Below are 6789 nucleotides of genomic sequence, written 5' to 3' on the forward strand. Positions count from 1 at the left end.
GGTGGGGGTGAAGCGGCGACGCGCAACGCAAGTCGGCGCGCACCGCCGCAAACGCAAGGTTACGCCGTCGTCAGCTTGAAAAACGCCACTGCCTGCGTCAGCCGCCGTCCCTGTTCGTCGAGCGATTGTGAGGCCGCCGCCGCTTCCTCGACGAGCGCCGCATTCTGCTGCGTCACCTGATCCATCTGGGCGATCGCCACATTCACCTGCTCGATGCCGCGGCTCTGCTCGCCCGACGCTGCGGCGATTTCGCCCATGATGTCGCTCACGCGCGCGACCGCCTGCAGGACGTCGGCCATCGTCGACCCGGCCGTGCTGGCGAGCGCGGAGCCGTCCGCGATCGTTTCGACCGAGACGTTGATCAGTTCCTTGATCTCCTTCGCTGCGGTCGACGAACGCTGCGCGAGACTGCGCACTTCCGACGCCACCACCGCGAATCCACGTCCTTCTTCACCGGCGCGCGCGGCTTCGACCGCGGCGTTCAGCGCGAGGATGTTGGTCTGAAACGCGATGCCTTCGATGATCCCGGTGATGTCCGCGATCTTCGACGAACTGCTGCTGATCGACGACATCGTGTCGACGACGCGTCCCACGACCGCATTGCCCTGTTGCGCGACCGCCGACGCAGTGGCGGACAGCGTGCTCGCCTGCTGCGCGTTCTCCGCGTTCTGCCGGACCGTCGCGGTGAGCTGTTCCATGCTCGACGCGGTCTCTTCGAGCGACGCGGCCTGCTGCTCGGTGCGCGTCGACAGGTCGATGTTGCCCGTCGCGATCTGGCTCGATCCGGTCGCGATGCTGTCGGCCGACGCGCGAACGTCGCCGATCAGCCCGACGAGGCTCTTCTGCATCGCGCTCATCGACGCGAGCACGCTGTCCGGATGGGCGCGATCCGCGTCGGCGACCGGACCGAGATCGCCACTCGCCACGCGCCGCGCCACTTCGCCGAGTTGATCGGGTTCGGCGCCGAGCGCGCGCAGGATGCCGCGCGTGATGAACACGCCTGCGAGCAACGCTGCCAGAACCGATCCCAGGCACACCCCGATCACCAGCATCCGTTGATTCGCGTAGTGCTCCGCCGACTCCTTCACGAGTTGCGCTTCGCGGATGTTTGTTGCGTCCGAATAGCCCTGAGTCGCCTTGACGAGCGACGCGAGGAGCGGACGGCACTCGCCGTTCATCTTCGCGATGGCTTCCGCGTGCTTGCCCTTGAGCGCGAGATCGACGATTGCGAGCGCGACCGGACCGTAGAGCGACTCGATGCGATCGATCTCCGCGATGCGTGCGCGTGTGTCGGCGCTGGCGTCGGTCGAGCGGGCGATCATGTCGTTGAGTTTGCGCAGGTTGTTCTGTACGTCCTCGTGGGCCTGCGTGACCGCGGCCTTTTCGATGTCGAGATCCGCGGGCTCCGTGACGAGCACCAGATTGCGCGCGGCGATCGCGCGCCGGTCGACGGCGGTCCGCACGTCTTCGGCCACGTTCGCGCGGGCGTTGATTCCGTCGACGTAGCTCGAAAAACGCTCGTTCGAGGCGCTGAGCGCCTCGATGGACAAGCCGGACACGAGCAGGACGGCGCCCGTGAGCAATCCGAAGCCGATGGAAAGTTTCGTCCTGACAGTCATACGCTGCGTGTGCATTTTTCTTTATTCGTGACGGTTGTGGAAGCTTACGACGGCTTTACGGCCGCACGGCGCCCCGACTTGAGGTGAACGAAAGATCGACTGGGACGCGCAAACGTTTTACGTCGAAATATTCTTCGCAAGGCGCGAGGGCAGACCGTTCGGGACGGCGACGGCCGGTTCCAGCGGCCATGGCGGAGGCGGTCTGTTGTAAATTCGCCATTTGCAATGGTGTTACAAAAACTTACACTCCGTGCCCGAATGGTTTAGGTTCGACAACGGCGAAGCGATGAGAACGGGGTTTTTAGCAGCAGCGGGGACGAGCCTGGTTTTGGCGGCATGCGGCGGCGGTGGCGGAGACAGCGGCAGTTCGGGACCCACGCTCGGTCCGTCGGCGGAGGGGCTATACAACGGCACCGTCAACGACCGGCAGGCGACGGTGCTGGTCACGGACGACGGACGGTTCTACAGCGAGTACGCGGTTGCGGGAACGAGCCTGATTGCCGGCGTCGTGACGGGTACGGTCGTGTCGGTCAGCGGAAGCCTGCCGAGCGGCACCGGGACCGACTACAACTACGAAGGCCAGGGCACAAATTCGGTCTCGCTCAGCGGCTCGTACTCGGCGAAGCAGTCGATCAAGGCGACGATCGCCTACTCCGGCGGCGTCAAGTCGGCGTTCAGCGGAAGTTACGACACGAGCTACGACGCGGCGCCTTCGCAAGCTGCCGTGTCGGGCACGTTCAAAGGCACGAGCGCCACCAATATCGGCTCGAACGTCGCTCTCGACAGCGTCACGCTCACCGCCGACGCAGCCGGCAACATCACTGGCAACGGCACCAACTGCGCGTTCACGGGGACTATCCGGCCGCACGCGAAGGGCAACCTGTACGACGTCGGCCTGACGTTCGGTTCGGGCAGCGGCTGCGCGTACCCCAGCTCGTCCGCGACCGGCCTCGGCGTCATGAACGGCAACGTGATTCATGCGTTCGTCCAGACGCCTTCGAAGGCGGGCGTGCTGTTCGTCGGAACGAAACAAGTTCAGTGACCTGACAGGCCGGACTCCCGCGAGTCCGGCGTGGCGTGCGATGCGTCGTCCGGCGCCGGGCGTTGTGCCCTGCGGAAAAGCGCCTTAACGTTCGGTATCTTCCTTCACGAACTCCCTGCGCCGACCATGCTCCCCGATCCCTCGCTTCTCGCCGAATGGCTGCCCGTCTGCAATGGTTCCGAAGTCGGACCTGCATCCGCATCGGCATTCGTCGTTGCAGACGAGCGGATCGTCGTGTGGCGCGACGAGTCCGGGCGCGTGCAGGTCTGGCGCGACTACTGTCCGCATCGCGGCGCGCAATTGTCGCTCGGCTCCGTGCGGGCAGGCGAACTCGTCTGCCCGTATCACGGATGGCGCTACGACACGAGCGGACAATGCGTGCACATTCCGTCGAACCCTTCGCTTGTTCCTCCCAAACGCGCATGCGCCCGCAGCTTTCACGCCGCTGAAAAGTACGGCGTGATCTGGATATGCCTCGGCGAACCGGCTCGCCCGCTCGACTTCTTTCCCGAATACGACCTGCCCGGCGCGCGATGCATCAATCTCGCGCCGCAGACGGTGCGGTCGTCGGGCCCGCGCGTGGTCGAGAACTTTCTCGACATGGCGCACTTCCCGTTCGTCCACACGGGGATACTCGGCGACCCTGCACACACCGAGGTACGGGACTACGATGTCGCCGAAGCCGATGGCGGCCTCGAAGCCACGCAGTGTTTTTTCTGGCAACCGGCGGGACTGCCGGGGCAGCCGGGCGCCGAAATCGAATACGTGTATCGCGTGAAGCGTCCACTCGTCGCGAGCCTCAGCAAGAAGGCGGGCAGCGGGCAGGGCGCGCTGCACATCATGATCGCGGTGTCGCCGGTGTCTGCTACGGAAAGCCGCGCTTGGCTCGTCTCCGCGCATGAAGACGACGCGGTCCACACGGACCAGCAGCTCTACGATTTCAACATGGAGATCCTCGTGCAGGACACGCCGATCGTCGAGTCGCAATATCCGAAGTACCTGCCGCTCGACATGGCGGCGGAACTGCATCAGCGTTGCGACCGGATGTCGGTGGCGTATCGCCGATGGCTGTCGGCGCAGACGTTCGGCTATGGCACGTCGCTGGGCGCGCAGGGCGCGTGACTGCAGCGGGGCGCAGTTCATTGCCTGCGCGTGGATCGTAGAGCAGGATCAGTGGATCAGGGCCGGGGCGACGTGTGCTGCGATCGGCACATGAGCGTAATCTGTCGGCTGCATGCATGGCGGGGACAGCCACGCGGTCTTCGGTTTTCACTCACTCTTACGGGGCGCTTTCGCAATGGAATATCGTCAACTGGGCCGCTCGGGCCTCAAGGTGTCGACCATCACGCTGGGTACGATGACGATGGGCGGCAAGGGCAAGTTTGCCAGCGTCGGTGACGTCGGCCTCGACGATGCGCGTCGCCAGATCGACATGTGCATCGACGCGGGCGTCAACCTGATCGATACCGCGGACGTCTATTCGGGCGGCGCGTCGGAGGAGATCGTCGGCGAGGCGCTCGGCGGCAAGCGGAAGGGCGGCGTACTGATCGCGAGCAAGGCGCGCTTTCCGATGGGCGATGGCCCGAACGATCGCGGATTGTCGCGTCATCATCTGATCCAGGCCTGCGAGGCGAGCCTGCGGCGCCTGAAGACCGATGTGATCGATCTCTATCAAGTGCACGAATGGGACGGCCTGACGCCGCTCGAAGAGACGCTCGAAGCGCTCGACCTGCTCGTGCGGCAGGGCAAGATCCGCTATGTCGGCTGCTCGAATTACGCGGGCTGGCATCTGATGAAGGCGCTCCATGTGAGCGAGCGCGACCGCCTGCCGCGCTTCGTGAGCCAGCAGATCCACTACACGCTCGAAGCGCGCGAGGCCGAATACGAACTCGTCCCGATCGCGCTCGATCAGGGCCTGAGCATTCTGGTCTGGAGCCCGCTCGCGGGCGGATTGCTGTCCGGCAAGCACCGGCGCGACAAGACGCCGGAAGGCACGCGGCAGCTCGCGGGCTGGACCGAGCCGCCGATCCGCGATGAGGATCGTTTGTGGTCGATCGTCGACGTGCTCGTGGAGGTCGCGGGCGAACTGAACGTATCGGCGGCTCAGGTCGCACTCGCATGGACGCTCGGTCGTCCGGCGGTTGCGTCGGTCGTGATCGGCGGGCGCAGCGAGGCGCAGTTGCGCGACAACCTTGGCGCGGCCGATCTGACGCTGAGTGCCGAACAGCGCGAGCGGCTCGACAAGGTGAGCGCGCCGCCGCTGCTTTATCCGTACTGGCATCAGGCGCAGACGGCGAGCGACCGGCTCAGTGCCGCCGATCTGTCGCTGCTGCGGCCGCATTTGACAAAGTAGCCGGCACGTCGCCTAAAGCGTGTGCAGCGGTCCGGTTGCTTTCGCGGCGCCGCCATCGGGGCGAGCAGCGCCGCGAAATTGAATGCCAGTTCGATGCCCGGCAGCGGGTCGGGACTGGCGGAACAGGCGCGGTCGAACGCGGCGCGGGCATCGGACCGGTCCGCCGGTTCGCCGATGCCGCGCTCTTTCAACTCTGAAGGAACGCGAGCAGGTCTGCGTTCACCTTGTCGGCTTCGGTCGCGCACATGCCATGAGGCGCTCCCGGATACACCTTGAGCGTGGCGTGCTTCACGATCTCCACGGTCTTGCGCGCCGCGTCGTCGATCGGCACGATCTGGTCGGCGTCGCCGTGAAGGATCAGCGTCGGCACATCGATCTTCTTCAGGTCGGCGGTGTAGTCGACTTCGGAAAACTGCTTGATGCACTCGTAGTGCGCCTTGATCGAGCCGAGCATGCCTTCGCGCCAGAACTCGTCGATCGTGCCTTGCGAGACCTTCGCGTTGGGCCGGTTGAAGCCGTAAAAGGGCATCGCGAGATCCTTGTAGAACTGCGACCGATTGGCGGCAACGCCCGCGCGGATGCCGTCGAATACCGACAGCGGCAGGCCTTGCGGATTGCTGGCCGTTTTGACCATGATCGGCGGCACGGCGCCGATCAGCACTGCCTTCGAGACCCGCGACGTGCCGTGGCGGCCGATGTAGCGCGCCACTTCGCCGCCGCCCGTCGAATGTCCGACGAGCGTCGCGCCCTTGAGGTCGAGCGCCTCGATGACGGCGGCCAGGTCGTCGGCGTAGGTGTCCATGTCGTTGCCCTGCGACGGCTGGTCCGAGCGGCCATGGCCGCGCCGGTCGTGAGCGATCACGCGATAGCCCTTGTCGACGAGGAACAGCATCTGCGCGTCCCAGGCGTCGGCGTCGAGCGGCCAGCCGTGCGAGAACACGACCGGCTTGCCGCTGCCCCAGTCCTTGTAGAAGATGCGCGTGCCGTCCTTGGTGGTGACTGTGTTCATGGTGTGATGTTCTCCAGAGTGTGTGTGAGCCGGTTTGCCGGCAGCGGAGGCTGCCATCGCGACGGCCGGCGCGGCCATGGCGGCGACCGCCGCTCCCGCGCCAGCGACGAGCAGTTGCCGCCGGTTCGCCGATGGAAGTTCAGGTTGAGTTGCCAAGTTGTGCTCCAGTCTCATGACGTTGATGGATGAAGGGTCTTGACGATGCTTGTCCGACATCGCAGGCTTCAATGCTAGGACCTGGGCGCAGATGCTGAACTTCAGAATGATTAAAACTTCTTAATGCGCGTCGGCCAGGCGTTTGTAGACGACGCTCTTACGCATGACGTCCCGATTCGAACGGCGCCGCCCGATGTTCCGCTGCTTGAAGTGGATCTTTCATGGCAAGTCCTTCGATCTCAAGAGTGCCGAGTTCGGCACAGTCTTGGGGTTATGTGGCCAGTCGGAACATCTCGAAGGTGTCAGGGTCCTGCCTTTCGGCGATGAATTTCGCGAAGAAATTGGTTTTGGCGCTATTCACGAGAAATTCGGGCAGGCATTGTCGTAGTGCACTGGCGACAACCAACTCCGATGGAGGGATGCCGGGACGGATGGTGCGCAGCCAGGATCCAAAGGAACTCCAGACGAGTGAAGGGAATACCGCTGCCAGGTACTGAAGCAGTCCCTGGCAGACGATGCCAGCCTGAATGAAGACGTGATAGGCGTGGGTCTTGCGCTTGACGGCGTCGCGGTACTCGGGCGACTCGCGATGAAGGTATTGATCGCCGTT

5 protein-coding genes and 1 pseudogene are annotated in these 6789 nt (G+C 64.6%); 3 read left to right on the forward strand and 3 right to left on the reverse strand.

All coding sequences use genetic code 11. The features are described from left to right. Positions 1-59: 59 nt before the first annotated feature. The gene (locus tag AWB81_RS39245; protein ID WP_062643626.1) at positions 60-1634 is read right to left on the reverse strand and encodes a methyl-accepting chemotaxis protein; all 1575 of its coding nucleotides are present in this window, start codon (positions 1632-1634) and stop codon (positions 60-62) included. Positions 1635-1905: 271 nt separating this feature from the next. Between AWB81_RS39245 and AWB81_RS39250 the strand changes: the two genes are divergently transcribed. The 3 genes from AWB81_RS39250 to AWB81_RS39260 all read left to right on the forward strand — a co-directional run bounded on the left by AWB81_RS39250 (position 1906) and on the right by AWB81_RS39260 (position 5014). Then, a complete protein-coding gene (locus tag AWB81_RS39250; RefSeq protein ID WP_143753546.1) occupies positions 1906-2661 on the forward strand; it encodes a hypothetical protein in 756 nt (251 codons plus the stop codon). Between the two features lie 126 nt (positions 2662-2787). Continuing rightward, the gene (locus AWB81_RS39255) at positions 2788-3783 is read left to right on the forward strand and encodes an aromatic ring-hydroxylating dioxygenase subunit alpha (RefSeq protein WP_062643630.1); all 996 of its coding nucleotides are present in this window, start codon (positions 2788-2790) and stop codon (positions 3781-3783) included. Positions 3784-3958: 175 nt separating this feature from the next. Beyond that, positions 3959-5014, forward strand: coding sequence for an aldo/keto reductase (locus AWB81_RS39260; protein ID WP_062643632.1), 1056 nt, complete (start codon positions 3959-3961; stop codon positions 5012-5014). Between the two features lie 187 nt (positions 5015-5201). Here AWB81_RS39260 and AWB81_RS39265 read toward each other — a convergent pair whose 3' ends face one another. Together AWB81_RS39265 and AWB81_RS46130 are read right to left on the reverse strand one after the other, a co-directional pair. Next, positions 5202-6023: an alpha/beta fold hydrolase gene (locus AWB81_RS39265; protein WP_062643634.1), complete on the reverse strand. Its 822-nt coding sequence runs from the start codon at positions 6021-6023 to the stop codon at positions 5202-5204. A gap of 427 nt (positions 6024-6450) precedes the next feature. Further along, a pseudogene (locus AWB81_RS46130) lies at positions 6451-6789 on the reverse strand (IS4-like element ISCku4 family transposase); the annotation flags it as partial.

The sequence above is a fragment of the Caballeronia arationis genome (genome assembly GCF_001544975.2).
GTDB classification, from domain to species: Bacteria; Pseudomonadota; Gammaproteobacteria; order Burkholderiales; family Burkholderiaceae; genus Caballeronia; species Caballeronia arationis.